The 24,842-nt window shown below is 58.7% G+C and carries 24 protein-coding genes, 1 pseudogene and 1 riboswitch; of the genes and pseudogenes, 11 read left to right on the top strand and 14 right to left on the bottom strand.

Going from position 1 to position 24,842, the window contains the following annotated elements:
• Nucleotides 1–62: 62 nt before the first annotated feature.
• Nucleotides 63–693: pseudogene (locus N7U68_RS12055) on the top strand (SCO family protein).
• A gap of 86 nt (nucleotides 694–779) precedes the next feature.
• A complete protein-coding gene (locus N7U68_RS12050; protein WP_165195217.1) occupies nucleotides 780–1,331 on the top strand; it encodes an ActR/PrrA/RegA family redox response regulator transcription factor in 552 nt (183 codons plus the stop codon).
• Nucleotides 1,332–1,390: 59 nt separating this feature from the next.
• Here the strand turns inward: N7U68_RS12050 and N7U68_RS12045 are convergent, their stop codons facing one another.
• From N7U68_RS12045 to N7U68_RS12035, 3 genes are read right to left on the bottom strand one after another with little or no spacing between them, the layout of a single operon-like run.
• Nucleotides 1,391–1,873: a GNAT family N-acetyltransferase gene (locus N7U68_RS12045; protein WP_263046958.1), complete on the bottom strand. Its 483-nt coding sequence runs from the start codon at nucleotides 1,871–1,873 to the stop codon at nucleotides 1,391–1,393.
• The gene (locus N7U68_RS12040; RefSeq protein WP_165195221.1) at nucleotides 1,870–2,463 is read right to left on the bottom strand and encodes an HD domain-containing protein; all 594 of its coding nucleotides are present in this window, start codon (nucleotides 2,461–2,463) and stop codon (nucleotides 1,870–1,872) included. Before N7U68_RS12040 ends, N7U68_RS12045 begins: the two co-directional genes overlap by 4 nt.
• 9 nt (nucleotides 2,464–2,472) lie before the next feature.
• On the bottom strand, nucleotides 2,473–3,420 hold the full coding sequence (locus N7U68_RS12035) for an FkbM family methyltransferase (RefSeq protein ID WP_263046957.1): 948 nt from the start codon (nucleotides 3,418–3,420) through the stop codon (nucleotides 2,473–2,475).
• Nucleotides 3,421–3,624: 204 nt separating this feature from the next.
• On the opposite strand from N7U68_RS12035, the gene ahcY reads away from it, so the two are divergent.
• The gene (ahcY, locus tag N7U68_RS12030; RefSeq protein WP_165195225.1) at nucleotides 3,625–5,016 is read left to right on the top strand and encodes an adenosylhomocysteinase; all 1,392 of its coding nucleotides are present in this window, start codon (nucleotides 3,625–3,627) and stop codon (nucleotides 5,014–5,016) included.
• Nucleotides 5,017–5,070: 54 nt separating this feature from the next.
• On the opposite strand, the gene N7U68_RS12025 is transcribed toward ahcY, so the two are convergent.
• Nucleotides 5,071–6,537, bottom strand: coding sequence for a hypothetical protein (locus N7U68_RS12025; protein WP_263046956.1), 1,467 nt, complete (start codon nucleotides 6,535–6,537; stop codon nucleotides 5,071–5,073).
• Between the two features lie 203 nt (nucleotides 6,538–6,740).
• Here N7U68_RS12025 and N7U68_RS12020 point away from each other — a divergent pair, with 203 nt between their 5' ends.
• From N7U68_RS12020 to N7U68_RS12010, 3 genes are all read left to right on the top strand, one after another.
• Complete coding sequence (locus N7U68_RS12020) at nucleotides 6,741–7,082, top strand: DUF2853 family protein (protein ID WP_263046955.1); 342 nt, start codon at nucleotides 6,741–6,743, stop codon at nucleotides 7,080–7,082.
• A 357-nt stretch (nucleotides 7,083–7,439) separates the two neighbouring features.
• Nucleotides 7,440–8,540 (top strand): GTP cyclohydrolase FolE2, encoded by a 1,101-nt coding sequence (gene folE2 / locus N7U68_RS12015; protein ID WP_165195231.1) that lies wholly within the window; start codon nucleotides 7,440–7,442, stop codon nucleotides 8,538–8,540.
• 228 nt (nucleotides 8,541–8,768) lie between these two features.
• Nucleotides 8,769–9,137, top strand: coding sequence for a hypothetical protein (locus tag N7U68_RS12010; protein WP_263046954.1), 369 nt, complete (start codon nucleotides 8,769–8,771; stop codon nucleotides 9,135–9,137).
• Here the strand turns inward: N7U68_RS12010 and N7U68_RS12005 are convergent.
• The 5 genes from N7U68_RS12005 to metZ all read right to left on the bottom strand — a co-directional run bounded on the left by N7U68_RS12005 (nucleotide 9,134) and on the right by metZ (nucleotide 15,006).
• Complete coding sequence (locus tag N7U68_RS12005) at nucleotides 9,134–10,300, bottom strand: GNAT family N-acetyltransferase (RefSeq protein ID WP_263046953.1); 1,167 nt, start codon at nucleotides 10,298–10,300, stop codon at nucleotides 9,134–9,136. The genes N7U68_RS12010 and N7U68_RS12005 overlap by 4 nt on opposite strands.
• Before the next feature lie 136 nt (nucleotides 10,301–10,436).
• Nucleotides 10,437–11,336: a dihydrodipicolinate synthase family protein gene (locus N7U68_RS12000; protein ID WP_263046952.1), complete on the bottom strand. Its 900-nt coding sequence runs from the start codon at nucleotides 11,334–11,336 to the stop codon at nucleotides 10,437–10,439.
• 28 nt (nucleotides 11,337–11,364) lie between these two features.
• Nucleotides 11,365–12,336, bottom strand: a complete 972-nt coding sequence (locus N7U68_RS11995) for a D-2-hydroxyacid dehydrogenase (protein ID WP_263046951.1) — start codon at nucleotides 12,334–12,336, stop codon at nucleotides 11,365–11,367.
• A complete protein-coding gene (locus N7U68_RS11990; RefSeq protein ID WP_263046950.1) occupies nucleotides 12,333–13,694 on the bottom strand; it encodes an MmgE/PrpD family protein in 1,362 nt (453 codons plus the stop codon). The genes N7U68_RS11995 and N7U68_RS11990 overlap by 4 nt, the downstream gene beginning before the upstream one ends.
• Nucleotides 13,695–13,824: 130 nt before the next feature.
• Nucleotides 13,825–15,006, bottom strand: coding sequence for an O-succinylhomoserine sulfhydrylase (gene metZ, locus N7U68_RS11985; protein ID WP_263046949.1), 1,182 nt, complete (start codon nucleotides 15,004–15,006; stop codon nucleotides 13,825–13,827).
• A gap of 56 nt (nucleotides 15,007–15,062) precedes the next feature.
• Nucleotides 15,063–15,139, bottom strand: a riboswitch (SAM riboswitch).
• A gap of 133 nt (nucleotides 15,140–15,272) precedes the next feature.
• On the opposite strand from metZ, the gene N7U68_RS11980 reads away from it, so the two are divergent.
• Both N7U68_RS11980 and N7U68_RS11975 read left to right on the top strand, forming a co-directional pair.
• Nucleotides 15,273–16,220 (top strand): alpha/beta hydrolase, encoded by a 948-nt coding sequence (locus N7U68_RS11980; protein WP_263046948.1) that lies wholly within the window; start codon nucleotides 15,273–15,275, stop codon nucleotides 16,218–16,220.
• A 29-nt stretch (nucleotides 16,221–16,249) separates the two neighbouring features.
• Nucleotides 16,250–16,954 carry a glutathione S-transferase N-terminal domain-containing protein gene (locus N7U68_RS11975; protein ID WP_165195245.1) on the top strand — a complete coding sequence of 235 codons (705 nt, stop codon included), beginning with the start codon at nucleotides 16,250–16,252 and terminating at the stop codon, nucleotides 16,952–16,954.
• A gap of 14 nt (nucleotides 16,955–16,968) precedes the next feature.
• On the opposite strand, the gene N7U68_RS11970 is transcribed toward N7U68_RS11975, so the two are convergent.
• A complete protein-coding gene (locus N7U68_RS11970; protein WP_263046947.1) occupies nucleotides 16,969–17,586 on the bottom strand; it encodes an inner membrane-spanning protein YciB in 618 nt (205 codons plus the stop codon).
• A 21-nt stretch (nucleotides 17,587–17,607) separates the two neighbouring features.
• Nucleotides 17,608–18,510, bottom strand: a complete 903-nt coding sequence (locus tag N7U68_RS11965; RefSeq protein ID WP_165195249.1) for an EamA family transporter — start codon at nucleotides 18,508–18,510, stop codon at nucleotides 17,608–17,610.
• Nucleotides 18,511–18,599: 89 nt separating this feature from the next.
• On the opposite strand from N7U68_RS11965, the gene N7U68_RS11960 reads away from it, so the two are divergent.
• Nucleotides 18,600–19,088, top strand: a complete 489-nt coding sequence (locus N7U68_RS11960; protein WP_165195251.1) for an MgtC/SapB family protein — start codon at nucleotides 18,600–18,602, stop codon at nucleotides 19,086–19,088.
• Here the strand turns inward: N7U68_RS11960 and ftsY are convergent, their stop codons facing one another.
• The 3 genes from ftsY to N7U68_RS11945 all read right to left on the bottom strand — a co-directional run bounded on the left by ftsY (nucleotide 19,089) and on the right by N7U68_RS11945 (nucleotide 23,113).
• The gene (gene ftsY / locus N7U68_RS11955; protein ID WP_263046946.1) at nucleotides 19,089–20,579 is read right to left on the bottom strand and encodes a signal recognition particle-docking protein FtsY; all 1,491 of its coding nucleotides are present in this window, start codon (nucleotides 20,577–20,579) and stop codon (nucleotides 19,089–19,091) included.
• 104 nt (nucleotides 20,580–20,683) lie between these two features.
• Nucleotides 20,684–21,244 carry a GNAT family N-acetyltransferase gene (locus tag N7U68_RS11950; RefSeq protein ID WP_263046945.1) on the bottom strand — a complete coding sequence of 187 codons (561 nt, stop codon included), beginning with the start codon at nucleotides 21,242–21,244 and terminating at the stop codon, nucleotides 20,684–20,686.
• Nucleotides 21,245–21,427: 183 nt separating this feature from the next.
• A complete protein-coding gene (locus N7U68_RS11945; RefSeq protein WP_263046944.1) occupies nucleotides 21,428–23,113 on the bottom strand; it encodes an NAD(P)H-dependent oxidoreductase subunit E in 1,686 nt (561 codons plus the stop codon).
• 188 nt (nucleotides 23,114–23,301) lie between these two features.
• Here N7U68_RS11945 and N7U68_RS11940 point away from each other — a divergent pair, with 188 nt between their 5' ends.
• Together N7U68_RS11940 and N7U68_RS11935 are read left to right on the top strand one after the other, a co-directional pair.
• A complete protein-coding gene (locus N7U68_RS11940; protein ID WP_263046943.1) occupies nucleotides 23,302–24,318 on the top strand; it encodes an alkane 1-monooxygenase in 1,017 nt (338 codons plus the stop codon).
• A gap of 72 nt (nucleotides 24,319–24,390) precedes the next feature.
• Nucleotides 24,391–24,789 carry a hypothetical protein gene (locus N7U68_RS11935; RefSeq protein ID WP_263046942.1) on the top strand — a complete coding sequence of 133 codons (399 nt, stop codon included), beginning with the start codon at nucleotides 24,391–24,393 and terminating at the stop codon, nucleotides 24,787–24,789.
• The last annotated feature ends 53 nt before the right edge of the window (nucleotides 24,790–24,842 follow it).

Here is a 24,842-nt window from a genome sequence, read left to right as displayed (position 1 = left end):
GTGACAGCCTGATAGATGTCCCGCAACAGGGCAAGCCTGCTAAACCGACGAAAGGAAAGCATATGACCCGCACTTTTGCCATAGCATCCGCGTTGGCGGCGATCGGCCTGCTGGGCGCGATGTACTATCTGACGATCGGTCGCAGCGATGATCAGTTCGCGCAATGCCGCGCGTCGCAGGTTGCTGGCGGCGCTGGTGCTATTGGGGGTGATTTCACGCTGGTGGATGGAACGGGCCAGACCGTGACAGCGGCGCAGGTAATCGACCAGCCCGCGCTGATTTATTTCGGCTATACCTTTTGCCCCGATATCTGTCCCTTCGATGTGGCGCGCAACGCTGCTGCGGTTGAACTGCTCGAAGAGCAGGGGCATATCGTCAAGCCGGTTTTCATCACCGTTGACCCGCAGCGTGACACACCCGAGGTGGTCGCCGATTATACCGAAGCGATGCACCCCCCGGATGCTGGGTCTGACAGGCAGCCCCGAACAGGTCCGGGCGGCAAGCAAAGCGTACCGTACCTATTATCAGGCCCAAGAGCCGCTGGCAGGTGAAGAGGATTACTACCTCGTCGACCACACCACCCTGACGTATCTGACATTACCCGAAGTCGGATTTGTCGAGTTTTTCCGTCGCGAGCTTAGCGCCGAGGACATGGCGCGCAAAGTGGGTTGCTTCGTCGACGCCGCAGACTGACCCAAAACGCCGTTGCAGTGTTTGACGCGTCTGACAGTGCGTTCTAAAGTTCACTACCAAAGACATGAAATCAGGGAACGGGCCGAATGGCGGATAGCGCACAAGAGATCGGCGAAGACAGGTCGCTGTTGCTGGTGGATGACGATGAGCCGTTCCTGAGACGGTTGGCCAAAGCCATGGAAAAGCGCGGCTTTGAAGTGGAAACTGCCCTGTCCGTCGCCGCCGGTCGTGCCATCGCCACGGCCCGCCCGCCCGCCTATGCGGTCTGCGACTTGCGGCTCGAGGATGGCAATGGGCTAGACGTGGTCGAAGTGATCCGCGAAAAACGCCCTGACAGTCGGGTGGTTGTGCTGACCGGTTACGGTGCCATTGCCACGGCCGTGGCTGCGGTCAAAATCGGCGCTACGGATTATCTGTCGAAACCTGCCGATGCGCGTGACATAACCAATGCGCTGCTGGCCACTGGTGATGAACTGCCACCGCCGCCGGAAAACCCGATGAGTGCAGATCGTGTGCGTTGGGAGCATATCCAGCGGGTGTATGAACTGTGTGATCGAAACGTCAGTGAAACTGCCCGACGGCTGAATATGCATCGCAGAACGCTACAGCGGATACTGGCGAAACGCTCACCGCGATAGACGCCCTTGCGGGCGTGCCTGCGGCGCGGGTATTTTTACAAGGAAAAGGGTTTGAGCGCTCAAATATCGTAGCGTTTGAGCACTTTGTCGACGATCAGGCCCGAGCCGAGCTTGACGCGGTTGATCCGGCCATAATCGCGAAATCCCCGGCTTTGATAATAGATTACCCCGCCTTCATTATCGGCGCGAATTTCGGCGTTGATCCAGTCATATCTCAGCTCTTTGGCCGCCTCGGCGGTCGCATTGAACAGTGTGGACCCAATGCCAAGCCCGGTGCGCCCGATCCGAACAAATGTGGCGATACTGCAGGCTTCGGGCGGAAGGTTGTCCTGGGGTTCGATGAACTGAAAACCGCAAAGCGTGCCGCCCTCCAACGCGACGTGCCATGCGGATTGATCTGGTGCGTAATCCATCATTTCTCGGATATAGGCGGCAGTGACCGGAAGGGTCATCGCGGTGGTGCCACCGGCTGCGATGATGTCGTTCAGCAATTCGGCCAGCGGGCCTGCATCCAGCGTCGTCGCGCGGCGAATTGTGATCATCTAGTAACCTCAAGCAAGGCTTCAGTGCGGGCGGTATAGGCGGCGCGCGCTTCCAACGGGGGGCGCAGGAGGATTGTCAGCCCATCGATGAGGGCCGGGTTCGGTCGACCAAAGAAGCGGTCGGCCTCTACCATGTCAAATCCGGCGATTTGTGTGGCTTCCATCCATGCACTTATCTTGTCTGCTTTCTTGATCTGTTTCTTGACGGTGGCGGGTATGGCGGCAGGCAGTCCAAAGCGGATATGGATCGCTGCAGTCAATCTGGTGTCGAGGGCATCATATCCCGAACCTACTGCTGCCTTGACCGGTGAAATCATATCGCCGATCACATATTCCGGCGCGTCGTGTAGCAACGCGGCCAGCTGCCACTTGGCAGGGGTTCTGGGGTTGAGCCGGGTATAGAGCGTTTCGACGAGCAGCGAATGCTCGGCGACGGAATAGGCGTAGTCGCCCAGCGTCTGGCCATTCCAGCGCGCGACAAAGCTGAGGCCGTGGGCGATATCCTCGATCTCGATATCCACGGGCGTCGGGTCAAGCAGGTCGAGGCGGCGGCCAGAGAGCATCTTTTGCCAGGCGCGAGGTTGGGGCATGGTTGTCTCCTACAGGGTCGGGCCTGTCGTATCGGTGCGTTCATGCGATTGCAAAGCCTGCCGAAGTGCCGCCAAAAGCGAAGAGGCGTGATGTGCCGCGACAAAATTATAGCCCTTGTACCGGTCGGACTTGATGGCGCGGATTTGATCCAAATCCTTAACCTCGGTGAACCCGTCTTCCAGTGCAAATAGGCGCATGTCAGGATTGGACAGCAAATTCGCGCTGGGCGCGCAGGATATATCGCCGCCGTGATCCTCGTAGATCAGAACGGCACCATCGGCGATGGCACGCGCAGCGCCGGTCAGTGCGGCGATTTCTGCGCCTTCGACGTCCAGCTTGATCAGTGCTGGGGTGCCGGGTGGCACCAGATCGTCGATAGTCAGTGTTTTAACGCTTTCGGTCCGGTCCGCAGCGCTGGGTTTGTCATCGCGCAACAAGCGGGCGGAGGCGTGGCTGTTGTGCGTATTGAGAAAGGTCAGTGTCCGGCCGGAGCGGTCGTCGATGGCCGCGTGGTGCAGGGTAACGCCCGGCAGTTTGCCTGCGTTCTCCTTTAATCGGTCAAAGGTCTGTGCTGACGCTTCGACCGCGATCACGGCATCGAAATGTCCGGCGGCGCGCACAGTCCAATATCCACCATTGGCACCCAGATCACAAAAGAGCGGTGTATGCCCGCGCGCGGCGTGCATGATCACCGCGACTTCGGGTTCGTAATGGGTATGAAAGAGGCCGAAGCGCGTCCAGTAACCATCATTCAGATAAATCTTGTAGGGGGCACCGCCCGGAACAGTTAACCAAACGGCCCGCCGCGCGCCAAAAAGTCGGCCCAGACCCCGCGCAAATACACCGTATCCAGCACGCCAGCCCATTAGTTTTACCAACCGAAACAGGACCATCAGTAAGGTGAATTGCAGGCGTGCCAGCGGGTCGGAATAGCGCAGATTGCGATCATTGGGCATGGAAGGGCCTGAGTTGGTTAAGAACAGTTTTCCCTGCCTAATCTGTTTCTAGAACAAGTTGAAACACAACTTGGTTTCGATAGGTATCAGGGACGCGGTGTGCGCGGACCAACGTCCGGATAAAGAGGTAGAAACATCCCTGCATTGCCGAAACGCTGTCCGAGTGCTATTTGCGCTGCAAACCGACATTCAAGGAGTTGCCACATGGCAAAAGATTACGTCGTCAAGGACATTGCGCTTGCAGCATATGGTCGTAAGGAGCTGGATATCGCCGAAACCGAAATGCCGGGGCTGATGTCCCTGCGCGAGGAATTCGGTGAGAGCAAACCGCTCAAGGGCGCGCGCATCGTTGGCAGCCTGCACATGACCATCCAGACAGCAGTGCTGATCGAGACGCTGAACGCGTTGGGTGCCGATGTGCGCTGGGCATCGTGCAATATCTTCTCGACTCAGGACCATGCGGCTGCCGCCATCGCCGAAGGCGGAACGCCGGTCTTTGCGGTCAAGGGTCAGACGTTGGTCGAGCATTGGGATTACCTCGACAAGTCTTTCATGTTCCCTGAAGGCGCGAACATGATCCTCGACGACGGCGGCGATGCGACCCTCTATGTCCTACTGGGCGCGCGTGTTGAGGCCGGCGAGACAGGCCTGATTGAAACGCCCACATCCGAAGAAGAAGAAGCGATTTTCGCTCAGATCAAAAAGCGCATGGCCGAAACTCCCGGCTGGTTCACCAAGACCCGCGATGCGATCCAAGGCGTGTCGGAAGAAACCACCACTGGCGTTCACCGTCTTTATGATCTGCACAAGAAGGGCCAACTGCCGTTCCCTGCGATCAACGTGAACGATTCCGTGACCAAGTCGAAGTTCGATAATAAATACGGCTGCAAGGAGTCGCTGGTTGACGGTATTCGCCGTGCCACTGATACGATGATGGCGGGCAAGGTTGCCGTCGTCATGGGCTACGGCGATGTGGGCAAAGGGTCTGCTGCGTCGCTTCGTGGTGCTGGTGCCCGCGTGAAAGTCACCGAAGTCGATCCGATCTGTGCGCTTCAGGCGGCGATGGACGGGTTCGAGGTGGTGCTGCTCGAGGATGTGCTGTCAAGCGCAGACATCTTTATCACCACCACTGGCAACAAGGACGTGATCCGCATCGAGCACATGCGCGAGATGAAGGATATGGCCATCGTCGGCAACATTGGCCATTTCGACAACGAAATTCAGGTGGCCAGCCTGAAAAACCACAAATGGACCAACATCAAGGAACAGGTAGACATGATCGAAATGCCTTCGGGCAATCGTTTGATCCTGCTGTCCGAAGGTCGTTTGCTGAATCTCGGCAATGCCACGGGTCATCCGTCGTTTGTGATGTCTGCATCGTTCACAAACCAAGTTCTGGCCCAGATTGAGCTGTGGAAGAACGGCGATGACTATCAGCCCGGCGTCTATATCCTACCCAAGCATCTGGACGAAAAGGTTGCCCGGCTGCATCTGGATCGTATCGGCGTCAAGCTGACCGAAATGAGCAAAGAGCAGGCTGATTATATCGGCGTGCCCCAGAACGGGCCATTCAAGCCCGAGCATTACCGCTACTAAGACAAAAGACCCTGTTCCCGGTTCCGGGGGCAGGGTTCGATGCCCCGGCGCTGGTCAATCCCACCCGGCGTATTCCAGTCCTGCTTCGACGTCTTTATCGGCAATGAACAGAAACATGTCGCCGGTGCCCATGTGCCGCCAGAAGCTGGTCGGACACCATTGGCTTTGCCCGTCCGTCACGATGCGGCAGGCTGTGTCAGCCCCCGGATCGTTCCCATCTTCCCCCTCATCGGGCATTCCATCGCGCCAGTACTCGGCGTTTGCCCTTTCGAATGTATATTCCGGCTCCATATCCTGCGGCCAGCTACGGCCATATTCACCGGTCGCGGTCGCTGTGATCAAAACGCCGTTGCCGTTGTCGAATGTCGTGCGGGTCATGGAATTTAGCGCATCATCCGGCGCGACAGAAATGGTGCGGGCGCAGCGGAAATGCGTCGTCAACGCGCCATTTGAGACGACACCGCACAGCCCGTTATCATCTGATCTGTCCGGCGCACTCAACGCGGCGACTGATATCTTTTGTGGTGTTACATCGGACTTGCGCGCCAGTGTGCGCAATGGGGTGGAAGACGTGAACATCATCGCGCCATAGAGCGGGCGATACAGTTCGTCTCCATCCCCGCCTCCGAGGGCGAAACGGGCCGTGCCGATTGGTCCGGTGGGGAGGCTGTTTGCGCCACCAAAGCTAACATCGCATTCAGAGTTCAGACGGTTTAGCTTGATCGCAAGCTCACCGTACTGAGTCCCCGAGCCACTGGTGCTTAGTTTCGGCGTTTGCCGCTCGGGCCAATCGGGAGTGTGGAAATCCTCATCTGCAAATCGTAGCCTATCAATCAGCGGCGTGCTGGAATTAGTGCACGCATTGAGCACGGCCAGCGGGCTTAGCCGGTCCGGCATTACCGACGGGCCGATCCGGATTTGCCACAGCGCAGCCTCGCCCACCGTGTAAAGGGTACGGGGCACCGGCGTGTCTTCGATCATTGCGGCGATCACATCGCCATGCAGGTCGAGCGATGTTTGCAATTCCAGCAGCCGCCTGACCTGTCCGATGTTGAGTTGGGGTGTGTGAGCCTCGCCAAAGCGCAGAGTGCCCTTTGGATGTACGATCCGCCCCCCGTGATTGCTGTCCAATGTGCCGCCCGCGCCCTCGCGACCCGCCATGAACACCAGCGCACAAGGACCGGCGCAAGTGTCGTTGGCAGCAACGGCTGTGGAAAACTGCCCCCCAAGCTGTTCGATGATTTCAATGGCCGCCGCATACTCGCCACCCTCACTGTTCAGACAAATACGCGGAGAAGAGGGATAATCGCGCCGGTCGGTATTGCTGGCGAAATGCTCCAGCAAATTGCCTAACGCTGCCGCATCGCCGGTCTCGAGTGGTCCGTCGAGGCGCAGGTAGCATGACATTGCCGGGTCATCATATGAATTTACCTCTGCCGCGTGGCTGGTTCCGGCAAGCCCACCGCCAGTCAGAATAAGGATCCATGTGACGAAACGACGAGTGAGAACGCTGGAGGTCATTCAAGAAATCTCTATGTTTACAATACACTCGAACCCTAGGGAAAAGCCGCCGGTATTGTCAAATCCGCCGCTTCTGCTCACAGGGGAAATTCCCGGGGTTTTTCTCTTTGTGAAACCTCGTCAAATCAGTAACCTTTGGGACAAGCCACGAGGGCTATGGACTATTATTTGCGGGTTTAGCCGCCTTGAGGGAGAATGGACTAATGGGAAAGCGTGACGATCTGATTGCCAAGTATGCTGACGACCTGCGCAACAAATGCGGGATGCAGCCGGATATGGACCTGCTGACCAAAGTAACAATCGGATGCGGTCCGGCGATTTACAATGCCGATGCTTCAACAGTGGCTGGTGGTCAGGCTCATGAGCTAGAAACCGTCAAAGACAACTTTCTGGTCAAGAAGTTGGGCCTCGCCGATAGTCCTGCGTTGATGGACGCAATCAATCAGGTGATTGAGACATATGGTCGTTCGGAGCGTAACAAGTATCGTGCGGTGATTTACTACATGCTGACCAAACACTTCGGCAAGGAATCGGTTTACGGCTGATCACGCCTACCTCAATGAATGCCAGCGCCCGCCCTGATCCGGCGGGCGTTTGCAGTTTGGCGGGTGCGTTTGGCCCGCAATTCAGCTGATCTGAGCGCGGATGTGCCGCGTTCACACGGATATTTTCCAATGCTTTTCCGCTTTCGACGCATCCAGTGTCGTTATACATCCTGTCGCGTTCTGTGTGATCTATCATACCGTTTGTAAGAAGAGGCTGCTCAGCTAAAAGTGAGTGGTCTGCACCGAGGGCTGGTGTGATCTGAATTGGGTATTTCGACCCGGCCCAAGGCGAACATGGCAATTTTCGCCATAACCGACTATGTAGGAAGCTGGCAAACCCTCTGGGAAAGAACGGGTATGAACCACCTCAATTCTGATTTGCACACGACGCCAGAGCGCGAAGAAGCGGAAGATGCTCTTAGGCTGCTGCGCCGTTGGGCGGCGAGCGCAAGCCCCGAAGAGGTGGCTGATCTCGACCCCGCGATTGCAAGGTTGCTGCCTGCTGGCGCTGTGATGAATTACCCTGTCTTGTCACGAGACTATCCCGAAGGGTTCACAGCAGACGATACCTATCGTGCTACCTTGCCGGACCTTCAGAACGGGCCAACGTCGTTAATCCGGGGGGCCAGACAGCATCTTCAGCATGTCGGCATATCCAATTTCCGGCTGCCAATCCGCTTTCACACGCGCCATGGGGGTGATCTGTCGCTTGAAACCTCAGTGACTGGTACGGTCAGCCTTGAGGCCGGCAAGAAGGGCATCAACATGTCCCGGATCATGCGCAGCTTCTACAAACACGCCGAGAAAACCTTTAGCTTTGAGGTGATCGAAGCGGCACTGGACGACTACATCAGCGATCTGGGCAGTCTGGATGCGCGTATCCAGATGCGATTTTCCTATCCGATGAAGGTGACGTCGCTGCGTTCGGGGCTTGAGGGCTTTCAATACTATGATTTTGCCCTCGAGCTGGTCGAAAAGGACGGCGTGCGGCGCAAATTCATGCATCTTGACTATGTTTATTCCTCTACCTGCCCCTGCTCGCTGGAACTGAGCGAACATGCCCGCCAGATGCGCGGGCAACTGGCCACACCGCATTCGCAGCGATCTGTCGCACGTATATCGGTCGAAATGGCCTGCAAGGACTGCCTGTGGTTCGAGGATCTGATCGAACACGCCCGTGCCGCGGTGCCGACCGAAACGCAAGTAATGGTAAAACGCGAGGACGAGCAGGCCTTTGCAGAACTGAACGCCGCGAACCCGATCTTTGTCGAGGACGCGGCCCGCCTGTTTTGCGAACGACTGCTGAGCGATGCGCGCATTGGTGATTTTCGTGTCGTTGCCAGCCATCAGGAAAGTCTGCACAGCCATGACGCCGTCAGCATCCTGACTGAGGGCGGCACGTTTGCCGCCCAGAGCATTGACCCAAAGCTGTTCACCACGCTTTTTCATGTGGGCTGACGCCGCCCTGAGTTGATCAGAAACCGATCACTGCGCCCGAATGTTGGGCGTATTGCTGCCCCTCGCGCCTGCAAAGTGGCGATTGTCTGGCCGGGCATAGGTTCTGTCGGATACTTGTTACGGAGATGCGTTAAACCATCAACAAGCACAGCGAATGAGGAAAGCCCGATGATACCCATGCACACAGCCGCGCAGATGTCCGTCGCCAGCCTTCGAATGACGAGTTACATGGTCGAGAGCCAGTTACGTATGGCGCATGTGCTGGCGACCGCCGCGATCACATCAAATCCGTTTGCAGCACCCGCGAATCTGCGCAAACAAATCGTGAGGCCGGTGGAAACCTCCGCCTCGACACCAAAAGCCAAAGCTGACGCACCGTTGCGTGAGATTTCAAAACCTCAGCCGGCGGCGACGAACGCGGATGTCAGAACGGCACCCAAAGCAGGCACGCAACAACCCGAATCCAAAAGTAAAACAGCAGCGCCTGCATCGCGGTCGCGTGCCCCGTCAAAGCCACCCGCGATGCCCGCCCGTGCCAGTAAAGCGATTGGCAGTGGCACCGACCCTGTCAAACATACAGACGGCCAGATAACTTAACCCAGCAGATCGGCGAGGCGGGCACAGATTGTCCTTGCGCGTCCGTTCTGTCCGGCTTCGACATATTGCAGGGCTCGCCGTAATGCTTCGGCGTTGCAAATAGGATCGAATGATTGATCCAGTGCAGCTGTGTCGCGGGGTCGGATCGTCAGGTAATTCACTCGATTGTCTGTCGCGCCAAAGCTGTATTTGTATGCCTCGTTGCCATGACAGAAATCGTAGATCTCGTAGCCATTCTCGATCGCCCAACGGATCGAATGGGCGTGAAGCAGATGACCGACATACGGCGCATCGGCATCTTCGCTACGCCCTGCCACGATAAAATGCACCCGGCGCATCTGGGGGTCCAGAATATGCCCCAACACTCCGAGCGGAGTTTCACCCCGCCACAATATCGGCATGTAAAGCAACCCGAGCGACTGCGCAGCCCGGAGGATCTGGGCGTAATTGGCCGCCACTTTTTGTGCGGTTGCAGCCCCCTTTGACGGCACCCATTTGCTGACCCAGAACTCCAGCAGGTGGTGCAGCGCGTCTTCAAAATCGTCCGACCCGGCGTTGGTGATCTCTACCTCGCCCGTGTCGAGGTGATTGCGCATGAGGCGCCGCAGCTTCTGACGGGTGTTTCTGCTCAGCGATTCCTGCATGTAGGTTTCGAATTCCTGCGGCAAGGATACCTGCGGACATAGCAGGTTATCCGTCTCACCGCGATTGATGCGATATTCCGGCCACTGGACATCAAACAGATCAGTGCCGAACGCATCGGCAAAGCGCCGCGCACGCCTCATTGATGCCTCATAGCGCAGAGAAAGCCGCGACCACGGCATGCCTTGCAGTGTATGTGCGATCAACGCAATCGTCTGGGCTTCATGCGCCGGGTCACAAAGGAATCCGGTGTATTCGCTCCATAACAGTCGCCCGCCGGCTTCGATTTCCGAGTGTAACTCGTTGTTGGCCCTGCTCCAGTGCACGCGGTACTTCAGTGGGAAAAAACCGACGTAATTGCCGCTGGCTTTCACACCCAGCACACGCCAACGATCCGGGTTTGCCGCGAATGCCTGCCGCAGCCATGCCCATGACAGAAACACCGTGCCTTCAGGGTCAAGCACCTCTAGTGCGCGCCAATCACGCTCTAGCCGGTCAAATGCGGTGAGCGTGTCGATCACGTTGACCTGCATTTGAGCCACAGCAGAGATGGGCCGGAATGGCCCATCCGCGAGGGTTAGTTTAACGCGGCGATGTTTCATACGCGCAAGGGTTACGCGACAAATCCGGCAATTTTAGGCCGCGTCAAAGGCAGAGTCAGAGCACGGCGATCGTTTCGGCCAGCGGTTTTGCTGCGCTGGGGTCAGCAGGCAGGAGTGGAGGCCGCAGGTTCAGCCAGCGTGCATCACCAGTTTGCTGTGCCTTCAGCGATTTTAGGCCGGGGATCAACCCGCCTGCTTGCACCGCGGCGCGGTGGGCATCGATTTTTGGGGCCAAAGAGGCCGCTCCGGCCTCGTCACCGGCGCGGACGAGGTCGTAAAGCGCCCGAATGCCCGCCATGTTTGAATTGCAACTGGCCGAAATACAACCGCCACCGCCGACTGCCATGGCCCGCAACATCACGCTTTCGGAGCCGGGAAAGACAGAGATGCCCGGCGCGGATTCGATCACGCCAAGCGTGTTGTCCCAGTTGCCAGAGCTGTCCTTGTAGGCGACCACAACTTCGGGGAACGCCTTATTCAATCGAGCCGAAAGCGCAGGAGAGATGCCGATGCCAGTATTCTGCGGGATATTGTACAGGCAAATTTTCAGCGCGTCATTGCCGACCTTTTCGATCAGCGTGCTGAAATACCGATACATTCCTTCATCCGGTGCGGCGACGAAAAAGAATGGCGGCAGCGTCATAACCGCCTTGCAACCCAGATCAACGGCGTGACGGCTCAGCGCAACGGTTTCTTCCAGATTGCACAGCCCGGTGCCGGGCATCAGTTGATCGGCCTGCGCAGTACCGCTTTCTACCAATCGCTCCAGTACGTGCATGCGCTCGCTCACACCGTGGCTCAGGGCTTCGCTGGTGGTACCAAAGGGCGACAGGTAGTGCGCGCCTTTGGCCAGACATTCCGCCGCGTGGGCGAGATACAGATCATAGGCGATGCTGAAATCGTCGTTGTAGGGTGTGAGAAGCGGGGTAATGACCCCCGTGAACCGATCCGTCATGCTGGCTCCTTTGCCAAATGTATGTGTACTAATATCCGCGCTCTGGGCTGACCATATTGTGCAATGTCTCGCCTTTGCGCCAACGTTCCAGATTTTTCAGGAAGAGCTCGAACGACGCCTCGTTCCAGCCCTCATAGACAGCCGAACAATGCGGTGACACGATCACATTGTCCAATCCCCAGATTGGATGGTCAGCGGGCAACGGTTCCGGCTCGAATACATCAAGCGCGGCCGCAGCAATGGCGCCACCACGGATCGCGTTGACCAACGCATCGCCGTCTACCACCCCGCCGCGCGAAACATCGACCAGAATCGCACTGGGTTTCATCGCGGCAAAGGTTTGCGCGCCGATCAGGCCACGCGTTGCCGGTAGCAAAGGAACACAGACAATCACAAAGTCCGCACGCGGCATCAGATCCAGCAAGGCATCGCTCGGATGGACCTCGTCGACATTTTCCATGTCCGTGGGACGTGCGCGGGTGCCGATGACATGCATACCAAACGCTTTGGCGCGGGCTGCTACTGCCTGCCCGGTATGGCCCAAACCGACAATCAGCATCGTCTTGACGGCTAAAGGCTGCATCAGGCGGCTGCCATCCCATCGGCATGCGGCCTGATCGGCGGCAAGGCCGGGGATGTCCAGGGTGAAGTGCAAAATCGTGCCAAACACATATTCCGCCATCATCGCCGAGGCGACACCAGATGAGTTCGTGACCGTCACGCGGTTCGTATCCCAACTGCGCAAATGATCGACGCCAGACCCGCCAACGGCGATCCATTTTGGTCCGCCCGGTCCGGTCACGGCCTCTCGGGGGAAGCCCTGACGCCCGGCAAAGCAAATGCCGTAGACGATGTCGGGTCGGAAGTCCGAAATCATGGCGGGAAGCGCTTCGTAGCTCTCGCAAGTGGCAACCGTGGTATCCGGCGCCGCCTCAGCCAGACGTTTTGCCATCGTGGCGGTGGTGCTGTTGTGGATCAGGATGCGGGGTGTGTCGGTCATAGGTTTTCCGGTGCAGAATGTAACAGGTTTGTCAGGTCGCAAAACGGTACGTCTGGCTCCAGCAGACGGTCTCGCATCGCCCAGATCGCATGGCGGCGCGACGAATCGAGTGTGCCCGCCATACTGTGAAATTTCGCCTCAACTTCGGCATCTTCCATCCATGCCTCTGGTCCGCCACGCGCATGCACATCGCCGGATTGGATAACGCGCCCATCCTTGAGCGTGACATCAAGATCAGACCAACGCCCGAGAGGAAAGCGGTCGGAATGGCGTGGGTCTTCGACCACCGATATACGCGGCATCAGCGCGATCACATCAGGGTCGCTCAACCCCGCACCCGAGATATGTTCGGCCCCGACGCGCCCGTGCACCATCAGCGCGGCCAGATTGAACCGCAGACCATATTGCGCCTGTGACGTGGATCTGGGCACACCGTCGAACAGCCGCGCAGATTCAGCAAAGGTTCGCACGGTGACAGATTGCATGTTCTCGGCGGTGACGCCCTCGGTCTTGATCAGGTGGTTCAGTGCATCCATGGCGGCATGCGCCCAACGGCAGACCGGATAAGGTTTGATATAGTTCAGGCCCACCGTCCATGCCTCGCCCAGATCGGCCCAGTGTTGCGCTGCCTCCGGCGCCTCGACGGTAATCGCAGGCGCGCCGGTAAAGCCGCGCCGCGCCATCAGCGTGGCCGTTGATCCGACCAATGCCCCCATACCCGATCCATCATGCAACATCGTGGGATTGTCGATTTCGCGCATCATCTGGCTGCGTGGGCCATGATATTCTGCGATGCCCAGCGCCTGTCGCAATACCTCTGGGCGATCGCCCGACAGACGGCACCCCAATGCGGCCACCCCCAACGCATTCCATGCGCCCGAGGTATGATAGTCCGAGACGCTTGCATGCAGCGCGATGCCCGCACGCGCAGCCACTTCATAGGACATGGCCAGCGCGGTCAGCGCGTCACGCCCGGTCAGACCGGGCGCATGTTCGGCAAAGGCCAGCAGCGCAGGCACCACGGCACAACCGATATGCCCCTTGGTCGGGTTGTATCCGTCGTGACCATCCAGATTGTCGATCTGCGTCGCCAATGCCCAACCCGCGCCGGGAATACTGACCCGTCGTCCGTCGAACAGCATCGTCGCGGCATATTCGTCACGGCTGGCGGCATGGAAATCGACCGCGAAATCACGGGCGATGCGCCCGGCCTCCAACGGCACAGCGCCTGCCGCGACACCCAGCGTGTCGATCAGCAAAGTCGCGCAATGGTGCAGCGCGTCCTCTGGCACGACTAGGGTAGGTGACAGCACGAAATCCGCGATAGCGGCGAAACGCGCATCATTCGGCGCGGACATAGATTGAGGTCTTTCATTCATGGCAGGCCTTTCCGGCGGAGGCAAAGCAGCGCCTGCCTCTGACCCTGTGATAGGGTAGCGACCATTGCCTCGTCAAATACGACCTAAGCTGTCGCAGCCGGAACAGGTGTCACACGGCGTCGAGCGCCTGCATCACATCCGCGATCAGATCATCCGCGTCCTCGATCCCCAGTGAAAACCGTACGAGGCCGGGCGAAATTCCCAATGCCGCACGCTGTTCTTCGCTCAGTCTTTGATGCGTGGTCGTCGCGGGATGGGTGATGATGGATTTCGCATCACCCAGATTGTTCGAGATCAGCACGATATTGAGCGCGTTCAGAAACCGGAATGCCCCGGTCTGACCACCTGCGATCTCTAGCGAGACAACTGTACCACCCTTGCCCATCTGTTCGCGTACCAATGCCGCTTGGGGGTGGGTGGCATGGCCGGGATAGATCACGCGGCTCAGCTTGGCATGTCCTTGCAACGCGTCGGCCATGGCCAGTGCCGATGCCGCCTGAGCACGCACGCGCAGATCAATCGTCTCCAACCCCTTTAGCATCACCCAGGCGGTGAATGGTGACATCGAACCGCCGGTATGCTTCATGTACGGCTCTAGCGTCTTGCGAATGAAATCACGAGTGCCGAGAATCACACCGCCCAGCGCGCGACCCTGACCGTCGATATGCTTGGTCGCGGAATAGATGACGACATCCGCGCCCTGCTCTATCGCACGAGAAAACACCGGCGTGGCAAAAACATTATCCACCACCACCGTCGCACCGACCGCATGGGCCAACTCGGACACCGTTCGAATGTCGATGACTTCGAGAGTAGGATTGGCAACAGTTTCAAAAAATACGGCCGTCGTGCCTTCGCGAATTGCGGCGCGCCACTGTTCAGTATCGGTGCCGTCGACAAATGTGACCTCGACACCGAACCGCGTCAGAATTTCATCAAGCACATAGAGGCACGACCCAAAGAGCGCCCGCGCCGCAACCACATGATCGCCTGCGCGTAGCATCGAGATCAGCGCGCCGCTGACTGCGGCCATACCTGATGCAGTGGCAAAGGCATCTTCTGCGCCCTCTAGCGCGGCAATGCGTTTTTCGAACATTGCCACGGTCGGATTGCCGTAGCGGGCATAGATATACTCATCCGGTCCGGTCTCGATGAACCTCGCCTCGGCCGCCTCTGCGGTGTCATAGACAAACCCCTGAGTGAGAAAGATCGCTTCGCTCACCTCGCCCCATTGGCTGCGTTGGGTGCCGCCATGCACCAATTTGGTGCGTGTGTTCCATTCTTTTTCCATTTCGACCTCCGGGACTGTCGTCCACAAAAAAACCCCCGTGCCGGTCAAGCATCAGGGGGTCCCCGTTCCTGACCTTTTAGCAGAATATTTAACGTGGCCCGCAATCCGGTAACAAATCGCCACGAGGTCACCTTTAGCGCCCACCTCTCGGTGCGTCAATAAATCTGTGACCAAAGGGCACTGTCACGCAGGTGTAACCACAGCTTCATTTACATGTCGCATCATTCCATCACGCCCAGGACAACAGATGTAGTGTGAGAAACGCGATGCCGCTGATTCAGGTAAATGCCACACCGCAGGGCCCCTGTCTGGGCGGCACATCCTGGCCTCTGGTACCCGTATTGTGCAATGCTTTGCGACAGCCCGGCCCGGTCATGATTATGATACATGGATTCAAGTTCCAGCCCGATCATCCCACTTGCTGTCCACACCGGCATATTCTGTCACTTGATCCCCGCGTGCAGTGCCGCAAGGCAATCAGCTGGCCCCGTGCGCTGGGCATCGGGCAGGGTGCCAAGGATGAGGGGCTGGGGATAGCGTTCGGCTGGTCGGCGCGTGGAACAATCTGGCAAGCGTACAGCCAAGCCGCCCTTGCTGGGCGCGCGTTGGCTGACCTGCTGCAGGCAATTCATCGTATCGACCCGAATCGCCCTGTACATGTGTTGGCCCATTCACTGGGCGCGCGGGTCGTGTTACGGGCACTAGGGACACCGGGCCTGCCGCCGACAGCGGTTCAGCGAGTGATTCTGCTGTCAGCGGCCGAATTCAGCATCGAAGCTGACCGTGCGCTGAACAGCGATGCCGGACGCAAAACGGAATTCATTAGCATCACCAGTCGCGAAAACGATCTGTTCGATTTCTTGCTGGAACGGTTGATCAGAGCACCCCGACAAGGCGACCGCGCGCTGGGTTTCGGCCTGCCGCCGGGCGCAAACACACTGAACCTGCAACTGGATAATCTGCAAACGCGTGTTGCGTTACGCCGGGCGGGGATTCCCATTGGGGCAGCTCGGGCACGCATCTGTCATTGGTCGACCTATCTCCAACCCGGCGTGTTCGACTTCTACCGCGCCATTCTGCGCGAACCCCATGTGTGGCCGTTGATCCGGCTAAAGGGCTTGGCGCCTGACGAGGCAGAGCCTCGCTGGGCGCGATTGCGCCGGTGGGAGATGCCGGAAATGCCCTTGCCAATGGGACGAAAAGCATCATCCTGACGGTTGAAACCGTTCAGGAGTGCGCCCCTATGACCCGTCCGATTGACCTATACTTCTGGCCCACACCAAACGGCTGGAAAATATCCATTGCGTTGGAAGAGATGGGCCTGCCCTACACCACCCACCTGATAAACATCACAGAAGGTGCGCAGTTCGACCCCGCGTTTCTGGCCATATCACCCAACAACAAGATGCCCGCGATCACCGATCCGGATGGCCCGGATGGTGCGCCCATCAGCCTGTTCGAAAGTGGCGCGATCCTGCAATATCTGGCGCGCAAGACTGGCCAGTTCTGCGGTCAGACCGAAGCAGAGCGGATTGCGGTTGATCAGTGGTTGATGTGGCAGATGGGTGGGTTGGGGCCGATGGCGGGGCAGGCGCATCATTTCCTTAAATACGCCCCGGCAATGGATCCGCCGCAGGACCTGCCATACGCCAAGGATCGTTACCGCTCGGAAACCGCGCGGCTCTACCGGGTATTGAATACGCAACTGGGCCAGAACGAATTCGTCGCTGGCGGTTTCTATTCCATCGCGGACATGGCGATCTGGCCTTGGGCATCTCTGTGGGAAGGTCAGCAACAGACCCTAGAGGATAAGCCACATCTGGCGCGCTGGCTGGACACGGTCGGGGCACGCAGAGGGGTCAAGACTGGTCGCGCCTTGCATGCCGATCTGCGCGGCGACTTGCGTGACGACAAGGCCTCACATTCGGTGCTGTTCCGGCGTGACTGATGGCGCAGCCCCGCTCAGGCGCGGGGCGCGGTGTCGTCATCCTCATCAAGACCGTGATCTTTGAAAACCTTCCCTTGGGTGATGAAGAACACGAAAATCGCCGCTGTCAGGCCGAATGTCTTGAAATAGACCCATGTTTCTTCTGACTGAGTGCGCCAGATCGCCTCATTCAGCACGGCCAGCCCGAGAAAGAAGATCATCAACCGCCGGGTCAGGATCATCCAGCCTTCGTCCGTCAGGGGCATCAGGCCTTCCATCAACGATTGCAGGTAGGACTGTCCACGCATCAACCCCAGACCAAGCGTACCGCCGAACAGCAGATAAATGATGGTCGGTTTCATCTTAAAGAATGTCGGGTCGTTGAACCAAACGCTGAGCCCACCAAAGACCACGATCAGCACTGCCGTCACGATCTGCATCTTCGATATATGGCCGGTTAGCTTCCACAGTAATGCGATGGACAACAAGAAGACGGGAATGAACCCGGCAGTAACCACGACAAAGCCTGCATATTCAGTGCCTCCGATGTCAAAAACGCGGTCTTTGAGCCACAGGTATGCCAGGAAGAACCCCAGGATCGGGCCGAATTCCAGTGCGGATTTCATTCCGCCATTGATTTCTTTACCTGCCATTTCGCTCTCTTCCTTTGGGGCTTACCCGCCCATTTCAACAATTACCGCGCCAAGCGCAATCAAGGTCATCAACGCAATGCGCCGTGGTCCTACGGTTTCTTTCAGGACCAGCCAGCCAATCAGCGCGGCAAAGACAGTCGACGTTTCTCGCAACACTGCGGCCTCTCCGACCTTGTCCAACCGTGTCGCCAGCATGATCGACCCGAACGACATGAACGCGACCACACCACCGATCACCCCGCGCAACATCAGCGGCCCCGGTGCGGGGGGTGTATCCATCCTGCGCCAGCGTCGATAGGCATATATGGGGATCACCAGCCCGTCGAAAAAGAAGAACCACGCCAGAAAGGTGAACGGGTTCGCCGTGGCCCGGATCCCGTAGGCGTCATAGGTCGTATAGAGCGCGACCAGAAGCCCGGTAAGTACCGCCAAACCCAGTGCCACATGCAAAGTGTCGCGCGCGGCCACCAGAAAGATTAGGTTATAGACCGCCAGACCGAATATTCCCGCCAGCAGGACGGCGACACCCATCCATTGCACCGCCGTGAACACCTCGCCGAAAATCAGATAAGCCCCGATAACGGCAAAGAGCGGCCCGGTCCCGCGCACCACAGGATAGACGACCGTATAGGCACCCTTGGTATAGGCCTGTGCCTGAAGGATTTTGTAAACCGTGTGGATCGCCCACGCGACGGCAAAAATCCCCCACATATGCGGTTCGGGAAAGGGAACGACAAAAAATGCAAACGGCGCTGCCATAACCGCATAAGAGATGTCGACAGCACCCCGCGTCAGCCAAGGATCGTGCCGTCCTTTTTGCAACGCGCCAAAGATCGCGTGAAGCAACGCCGCCAAGAGCGCCAGATAGAGCGCAAGCTGATGCCCGGCCTCTGTACCCTCCAGTGATATCAGCCATTCACTCACTTGCTGACCCTCGCCGGGAACCGCGGACCGACTGTGCGCGTTGTGTTCCGGATGGCGGTGTTGGCGCGGTCGTTGAACAGGGGCCTGAATTGAATTCGATCATTGATGAATTATCTGGCGGCTTTGCAGCAGTCACACCGCTGATTGCAGCGACGCGCCTGATCGCGGCTGTTTTCCTCGGCGGAATGATTGGGATAGAGCGCGAGCATCGTGGCAAGCCCGCCGGTTTGCGCACGCATATGTTGATCTCGATGGCTGCGTGCCTGTTCATCATCGTTAGCCAGCAATTGGCCAGTATGCCGTTTGGGGCGAGCGACGCCCTTCGGGTCGATCCGCTGCGTCTGATCGAGGCGGTAACGGCTGGGGTCGCTTTCCTCGCTGCGGGGATCATCTTTACCTCGGGCAACAAGGTCCGCAACACCACTACGGGTGCGTCGATGTGGTTGGCCGGGGGGATCGGTCTGGCCTGTGGATCAGGGCAGATGCCTCTGGCGGCCATGGCGACGGGGATCGTGCTGGTCGTGCTTATGGTTTTACGGCAGGCAGAGCGTTGGATGGGCACACATGATGACAACTGATTACCGTTCTATCCCGGTTAACGCAGCAGCGAAATCCTCGGGATCGAATGGCGCCAGATCATCAATCTGCTCACCCACGCCGATGGCATGGATTGGCAGGCCAAACTTGTCTGCCAACGCGACCAAAACGCCGCCCTTGGCGGTCCCGTCCAGCTTGGTCATCACCAGACCGGATACATCGGCCAGCTTTTGAAACGTGGCCACCTGACTTAGCGCGTTCTGACCCGTCGTGGCATCCAGCACCAACAGCGTGTTGTGCGGCGCACTCGGATCTTTCTTGCGAATGACACGCACAATTTTGGATAGTTCTTCCATCAGATCGGCGCGGTTCTGCAATCGCCCGGCAGTGTCAATCATCAGCAAATCGGCTCCATCAGCCTGCGCCTGTCCCATCGCATCGAACGCCAGACTGGCGGGGTCGGACCCTTCGGGCGCGGTCAGAACGGGCACACCTGCGCGATCCCCCCAAACCTGCAATTGTTCGACCGCAGCGGCGCGGAACGTATCGCCTGCGGCGATCACCACTTTCTTGCCCGCCGCGCGGAACTGGCTGGCCAGCTTGCCGATTGTCGTTGTCTTGCCCGACCCGTTAACACCAACCACCAGCACGACCTGCGGCGTTTTGGAATACAACGGCAAGGGGCGCGCGACCGGCTCCATGATGCGGGCAATTTCCTGCGCCAGCAATTCCTTGATCTCTTGTGTGGACAGCCGTTTGCCCATGCGTCCCTCGGCAAGGTTCGCGGTGACGCGCAGGGCGGTATCCACACCCATGTCCGCCGTGATGAGCAGCTCTTCGAGCTGTTCCAGCATGTCGTCGTCCAGCGCGCGCCGCGTGACGCCCTTGCCATCACCGCGCCCTAGCAGACGCCCAAGCAGGCCGGTTTTGGTCGGTGCCTCTGCCTTGGGCAGGGTGTCGAGCGGGATCTCCACTGGTGTGGGCGCTGGCGCTGGGTCACCAGACGGAACGGGCGCCTCAGTCGGGGTAGCGGGCGGAACCTCTTGCGGAGGTTCAGGCACCTCGACCGGTGGTGCAGGCGCTGGTCGCGGACCGGGGGGCGTGGTCGGCTTTGGCACCGGGATGGTGTCCGGTTTCGGGTCAGGCACCCTTTCGGGTTCGGGGGCGGGGACAGTCGCTGGTTTCGGCGTGGGAACAGTGTCAGGTTTTGGCTCTGGCACGGTGGCAGGCTTGGGGACAGGAACAGTGTCCGGTTCCGGGGTGGGTTGCTCCTCCGGTTCCGGTTTCGCAGTATCATCTGCTGGCACTTCGGTCGCTGCCCCAGAGGCGATCAAGTGATCGACCGCTTGCTGTGCTTCACTTGCTGTGACGCCCTCCAGCGTTGTTGCGAGGGCTTCGGCTTTGGGATCGATCTCAGCCGGGGGGTCGGATGCGTCCTGCGTGCCGCCATCCTCGATGATGGCATCCAGCCCGTCCTCGATCTTGGACGACGATTTAAACAGCCGATCTTTGAGTTTCTTGAAAAACGCCATGCCGCGTCCTCGTGATTGGGTCCTTTATGACCTAAGCGGACGTGCAGGGATTGAAAAGGGGTAGGTGTCTTGGTTGTGTCCGAACGGCACAGCAGCAGAGCTGTTCAGGAGGGTAAATGCAACACGGACCGCGCGAAACGACGCGTCTCGCCAAGGATCTCTTCGGTCAGCGACAGCAATGTCGGCCAAGGCGTACCCAGCGTGGCCTCGACATCGCCATAGCTGAATTGCAACACCGCGCGGTGTTTGCGAGCCAGATGCTGCATGCGGGCGTTTTCGCGTAGACAAACCATGTGCAGTGTTCGGATAGACCGGTTTTGCGCGGCAGCAAGCAAACGGCTGAAGAGCGCATCACCGATACCCGCGTTCTGCCATTCACGTTCGACCGACAGCGCCGCTTCGGCGGTTGGGGGCCAATGCCCAAGAAATCCTCGCAGTTCAGCAACGCCGCGCAAGGTGTCACCAGCGAAAGCCCCGTAAACAACGGCATCCATTCCGACCACCCGTTCGGCATATCGCCGTAGCGCACAGTCCTTTAGCGCGACACCGAACCGCAACCGTCTGGTTTCTGGATCGAGTCGCAGGAAGTGATCAATGATGTCGGGCAGATCACTCTGTCCGAGACGACGGATGGTTGTGTTGGAAATAATGGTTTCGCACTGCATCGGACGAGACTCCGTTGCGGCAGGAACGAGGTATGCCGCAGTCTAATCCTCCCATTACCCAGATAGTGCTGCAACGCAGCATTTGCCAGAGAAATATCCGGGCAGCGGACAGAAGATGCCGACAATCAGCGCGCTGCCCAAATTTTCACCGTCTACCCAGCGCGAGGCCATTGAGGCTGCGTATCAGACCTCGTCAGGGAAATACTTGATCGCTGACCGGATGGGGTTTGGTGCCGCCTGACCCAAACCACAGATCGACGCATCGCCCATTGCGGCACACAATTCCTCCAGCAGGGGCTGATCCCAGCGGTCAGCCTGCATCAGTTTGACCGCCTTTTCACAGCCGACCCGGCATGGCGTACACTGACCACAGCTTTCATCCTCGAAAAACCGCAACATGTTGAGCGCGGCAGCGCGTGCCGAATCCTGATCCGACAGAACCACCACAGCGGCAGAACCGATAAATGTGCCATGCGGTTGCAACGTGTCGAAATCCAGCGGGATATCATCCATTGATGCTGGCAGCAGCCCGGACGATGGCCCGCCCGGCTGATACGCCTTGAACGTGTGGCCATCCAACATCCCGCCGCTGGCCTCGATAATATCAGTGATGGTTGATCCGGCGGGCAACAGGTGTACGCCGGGATTAGCCACGCGACCCGACACCGAATAGGACCGCAACCCTTTGCGCCCATTCTTCTCAATCGCAGACAGAATTGCGCCACCTTCGCGCAGAATACGCGTAACCCAGTGCAGCGTTTCGACATTGTTCACCAGCGTCGGGCGATCAAAAATGCCGACCTGCGCGACGAATGGCGGACGGTGGCGCGGCATTCCGCGCTTTCCCTCGATGCTTTCGATCATCGCGCTCTCTTCGCCACAGATATAGGCCCCGGCCCCGCGCCGCAGTTCGATATATCCGGGTTGCACGATACCGGCCGCCTCAAGTGCGGCGATCTCGGTGGCCAGAATGCCCAGTACGGCAGGATATTCATCGCGCATGTAGATGAAACAGGTGTCAGCCTCGACCGCCCATGCGGCGATCAGCATACCCTCAAGGAAAAGATGCGGCACACGTTCCAGATAATAGCGGTCCTTGAACGTGCCCGGCTCGCCCTCGTCGCCATTAACGGCCAGATATCGTGGTCCGGGGGCGGCGCGTACAAATCCCCATTTTTTACCTGACGGAAACCCGGCCCCGCCTAGTCCTCGCAGACCGGCATCCAGTAGCTCGGCTTGCACTGCCTCGAAATTACCGCCCTCGCGCAGCTCGCTCAGCTTGGCATAGCCACCCTCCGCACGGTAGGCGGCCAGTGTCTCGTACTCTGGCAGGTGCGCGTGTGTATCGTTCGCGGCGATGGCAGCGTGCACTTTCTCCGGCGTAGCGTGGTCGATGTGGTTATGCCCGATCTCCAGAACCGGCGCCGTGTCGCAGCGGCCCATGCACGGTGCGCGCAACACGCGCACTTCGGACGGGTCAAGCCCGTCCTCCAGTGCGGATTTAAGCGCCTGCGCGCCGGCCATCTCGCATGATAGCGAATCGCACACCCGGATCGTTAGCGCGGGCGGTGGTGTCTCGCCTTCCTTGACCACGTCGAAATGAGCATAGAACGTGGCAACCTCATAGATTTCGGCCATGGAGAGACGCATTTCCTCGGCCAGCGCGCGCAGATGCGCAGCAGACAGATGGCCGTATTCGTCTTGGATAAGATGCAGATATTCGATCAGCAGGTCATGGCGGCGGGGTGTATCACCCAATAGCGCCTTTACTTCTGCCCACGGTCCATCCTCCAGCTGCCGCCCTTTCGGGGTGTGGCGGCCCTTGCCCTTGCCGGATTTCCAGACGCCTTTGCGCTCATCCAATGCCATATCGGGTCCTCATGCATGTGTTCGCAGCAATTTTATCTATCCGGCACCGCGCTGGCGATGCTAAAAGCGACCCTCACCGCGTCAGAAGCGTTGGGATCGTGGTCAGATTGTTCATACTCTGGCGTTAGAATTTCTGCAGGTGTGTCCTATATTCGCGCCATTGATCGCGCCAGAAGGAGCCAACCAATATGCTGCTGTTCGCCATTGCGACACTGATGCCCGCTGTGTTGATCGCGCTGGGCGTGATTCATGGTGGTGCTGTGGCGGCGCTGGGTCTGATCTACATGACAGTGTTGGTGGCTTTTCTGGACCGACTGATGGCGCGCGAGACAGTCAACGCCGATCCAGAGGCCGAGTTTCCCGGCAGCACAGCATTGCTTGCGAGCTTGGGGGCGGTTCATTTTGTTCTTCTGGGCCTGTCGGTCTGGGCCGTTGCGGGGCACAGTGGGCTGGGCATCATGGAGCGGGTGCTGATCGGATTGGCGGCGGCACTGGTCTTTGGCCAGATATCGCACCCCGCCGCCCATGAACTGATCCACAAACCGGCGCGCGCGCTGCGCCTGATGGGGCGATTGATGTATACCAGCCTGCTGATCGGTCATCATGCCAGCGCGCATTTGCGGGTGCATCATGTACATGTGGGCAGTGATGGCGATCCCAACAGCGCGCCATTGGGGATGGGGTTCTATCGGTTTGCCCTGCGCGCTGGGCCGCGCAGCTTCCGCGCCGGGCTCACTGCCGAAACTGCGATGTTGACCCGTGCTGATCGCCCGATGTGGCGGCACCCTTATTTGCTCTATATCGGCGGTGCGGTTGCTGTCTTGTTGTTGACAGGAACGGGTCTTGGTCTGCCCGGCGTGCTGGCCTATCTGGCCATCAGCCTGTACGCGCAATTGCAAATCTACCTGTCAGATTATGTCCAGCACTACGGCTTGCGCCGTAAACGGCGCGACAATGGCTCGTTGGAGCCGGTCGGCCCGCAGCATTCATGGAACGCGCCGCACTGGTTCTCGTCGGCGGTTACGCTGAATGCCCCACGCCACTCGGATCATCATGTGACGCCATCGCGGCCCTATCCGGGCCTTCAGTTGAACCCCGACAGGATGCCATTTCTCCCGCGCCCGCTGCCGGTGATGGCCGCAATCGCGCTGGTGCCCCCGCTATGGCGACGGATCATGGATAAACGCGCTGCGCGTTGGGGGTGATCCGGACCAGAATGTGCCCGAGGTCTGCGAAAACATGTGGAAACCGACGAGGCGCTCTGCCAGACTTGGCCCATGCGTCACCTGTGTCTCAGTCTCGCTTTGATCTGCGCTGCCACGTCCGGCACCGCGCAAAATCTGATGAGCGCGAGCGAGTTCGATAGCTACACGCTGGGCAAGACATTCTACTACGGCAGCGTCGGTGCGCCATATGGGGCTGAGGAGTACCTAGATGACCGCCGCGTGCGCTGGTCGTTTCTGGATGGAAAATGTCAGGAAGGGGAATGGTACGAAGAGGACGGGCTGATATGTTTTGTCTACGACAACCAACCCGATCCGCAGTGCTGGAGTTTTCAGCAGGGCAATAATGGCCTGATCGCCCGGTTTGAAAACAACCCCGAGAATACGGAACTGTACGAGGTCGAAAAAAGCGTCGAGCCGCTTTTGTGTCTTGGCCCGGATGTCGGGGTCTGAGATCGCGGGTGATCGCGCCTGCAGTCAGTGCAGATGCCTCCGGCGGGGATATT

The sequence above is a fragment of the Roseovarius pelagicus genome (assembly GCF_025639885.1).
Classification (GTDB): Bacteria; Pseudomonadota; Alphaproteobacteria; order Rhodobacterales; family Rhodobacteraceae; genus Roseovarius; species Roseovarius pelagicus.
The sequence above is the reverse complement of the archived record's forward strand: the minus strand, read 5'-3'. Positions and strand labels throughout refer to the sequence as shown.

Bases quoted from the DNA above. Each gene is read 5' to 3' on its own strand.
- N7U68_RS12050 (WP_165195217.1), top strand. From the start codon at position 780: ATGGCGGATAGCGCACAAGAGATCGGCGAAGACAGGTCGCTGTTGCTG.
- N7U68_RS12045 (WP_263046958.1), bottom strand. From the start codon at position 1,873: ATGATCACAATTCGCCGCGCGACGACGCTGGATGCAGGCCCGCTGGCC.
- N7U68_RS12040 (WP_165195221.1), bottom strand. From the start codon at position 2,463: ATGCCCCAACCTCGCGCCTGGCAAAAGATGCTCTCTGGCCGCCGCCTC.
- N7U68_RS12035 (WP_263046957.1), bottom strand. From the start codon at position 3,420: ATGCCCAATGATCGCAATCTGCGCTATTCCGACCCGCTGGCACGCCTG.
- ahcY (WP_165195225.1), top strand. From the start codon at position 3,625: ATGGCAAAAGATTACGTCGTCAAGGACATTGCGCTTGCAGCATATGGT.
- N7U68_RS12025 (WP_263046956.1), bottom strand. From the start codon at position 6,537: ATGACCTCCAGCGTTCTCACTCGTCGTTTCGTCACATGGATCCTTATT.
- N7U68_RS12020 (WP_263046955.1), top strand. From the start codon at position 6,741: ATGGGAAAGCGTGACGATCTGATTGCCAAGTATGCTGACGACCTGCGC.
- folE2 (WP_165195231.1), top strand. From the start codon at position 7,440: ATGAACCACCTCAATTCTGATTTGCACACGACGCCAGAGCGCGAAGAA.
- N7U68_RS12010 (WP_263046954.1), top strand. From the start codon at position 8,769: ATGGTCGAGAGCCAGTTACGTATGGCGCATGTGCTGGCGACCGCCGCG.
- N7U68_RS12000 (WP_263046952.1), bottom strand. From the start codon at position 11,336: ATGACGGATCGGTTCACGGGGGTCATTACCCCGCTTCTCACACCCTAC.
- N7U68_RS11995 (WP_263046951.1), bottom strand. From the start codon at position 12,336: ATGACCGACACACCCCGCATCCTGATCCACAACAGCACCACCGCCACG.
- N7U68_RS11990 (WP_263046950.1), bottom strand. From the start codon at position 13,694: ATGTCCGCGCCGAATGATGCGCGTTTCGCCGCTATCGCGGATTTCGTG.
- metZ (WP_263046949.1), bottom strand. From the start codon at position 15,006: ATGGAAAAAGAATGGAACACACGCACCAAATTGGTGCATGGCGGCACC.
- N7U68_RS11980 (WP_263046948.1), top strand. From the start codon at position 15,273: ATGCCGCTGATTCAGGTAAATGCCACACCGCAGGGCCCCTGTCTGGGC.
- N7U68_RS11975 (WP_165195245.1), top strand. From the start codon at position 16,250: ATGACCCGTCCGATTGACCTATACTTCTGGCCCACACCAAACGGCTGG.
- N7U68_RS11970 (WP_263046947.1), bottom strand. From the start codon at position 17,586: ATGGCAGGTAAAGAAATCAATGGCGGAATGAAATCCGCACTGGAATTC.
- ftsY (WP_263046946.1), bottom strand. From the start codon at position 20,579: ATGGCGTTTTTCAAGAAACTCAAAGATCGGCTGTTTAAATCGTCGTCC.
- N7U68_RS11950 (WP_263046945.1), bottom strand. From the start codon at position 21,244: ATGCAGTGCGAAACCATTATTTCCAACACAACCATCCGTCGTCTCGGA.
- N7U68_RS11945 (WP_263046944.1), bottom strand. From the start codon at position 23,113: ATGGCATTGGATGAGCGCAAAGGCGTCTGGAAATCCGGCAAGGGCAAG.
- N7U68_RS11940 (WP_263046943.1), top strand. From the start codon at position 23,302: ATGCTGCTGTTCGCCATTGCGACACTGATGCCCGCTGTGTTGATCGCG.
- N7U68_RS11935 (WP_263046942.1), top strand. From the start codon at position 24,391: ATGCGTCACCTGTGTCTCAGTCTCGCTTTGATCTGCGCTGCCACGTCC.